General features: G+C 70.2%; 1 pseudogene. It reads left to right on the top strand.

What is annotated here, in order from left to right:
- Positions 1-1,184: pseudogene (locus ABZ818_RS42875) on the top strand (alpha-1,4-glucan--maltose-1-phosphate maltosyltransferase); the annotation flags it as partial.

Raw genomic sequence — 1,184 nt, 5'->3', positions numbered from 1 at the left:
CCCGGCTGGCGGCGGCGTTGACGCCGGAGGTGGACGCGGTCCTGGCCCGGCATCCGCTGCGGGAGCTGGTCACCGCCTCCGAACCGCTCGACCTGCTCGTCGAGCGGGAACGCGCGCTGTACGGGTCCTGGTACGAGTTCTTCCCCCGTTCCGAGGGCACCCCCGAGCAGCCGCACGGCACCTTCCGCACCGCCGCCCGCCGCCTGCCCGCGATCGCCGCGATGGGCTTCGACGTCGTCTACCTGCCCCCCGTCCACCCCATCGGCACCACCTTCCGCAAGGGCCGCAACAACTCCCTGGACGCCGGCCCCGACGACGTCGGCGTGCCCTGGGCCATCGGCTCCCCCGAGGGCGGCCACGACACCGTCCACCCCGCCCTGGGCACGATCGACGACTTCGACCACTTCGTGGCCCGCGCCGGCGAACTGGGCCTGGAGGTCGCACTGGACTTCGCCCTCCAGTGCTCCCCGGACCACCCCTGGGTGCACAAGCACCCCGAGTGGTTCCACCACCGCCCCGACGGCACCATCGCCTACGCCGAGAACCCGCCCAAGAAGTACCAGGACATCTACCCCATCGCCTTCGACGCCGACATGGACGGCCTGATCGCCGAGACCCTGCGCGTACTGCGGCACTGGATGGACCACGGAGTGCGGATCTTCCGCGTCGACAACCCGCACACCAAACCCGTGGTGTTCTGGGAACGCGTGATCGCCGCCGTCAACGCCACCGACCCCGACGTGATCTTCCTGGCCGAGGCGTTCACCCGGCCCGCGATGATGCACACCCTGGCCCAGACCGGCTTCCAGCAGTCCTACACCTACTTCACCTGGCGCAACACCAAACAGGAACTCACCGAGTACCTCACCGAGCTGTCCGGCGAGGCGGCGGCCTGGATGCGGCCCAACCTCTTCGCCAACACCCCCGACATCCTGCACGCCTACCTCCAGCACGGCGGCCGCCCCGCCTTCGAGGTCCGCGCCGTCCTGGCCGCCACCCTCGCCCCCTCCTGGGGCATCTACAGCGGCTACGAACTGTGCGAGAACACCCCACTCAAACCCGGCAGCGAGGAATACCTCGACTCGGAGAAGTACCAGCTCAAACCCCGCGACTGGGCAGCCGCCGCACGCGAGGGCCGCACCATCGCCCCCCTCGTCACCAGGCTCAACGACATCCGCCGCCGC

Source organism: Streptomyces sp. NPDC047453, assembly GCF_040643155.1.
Classification (GTDB): domain Bacteria; phylum Actinomycetota; class Actinomycetes; order Streptomycetales; family Streptomycetaceae; genus Streptomyces.
The sequence above is the reverse complement of the archived record's forward strand: the minus strand, read 5'-3'. Positions and strand labels throughout refer to the sequence as shown.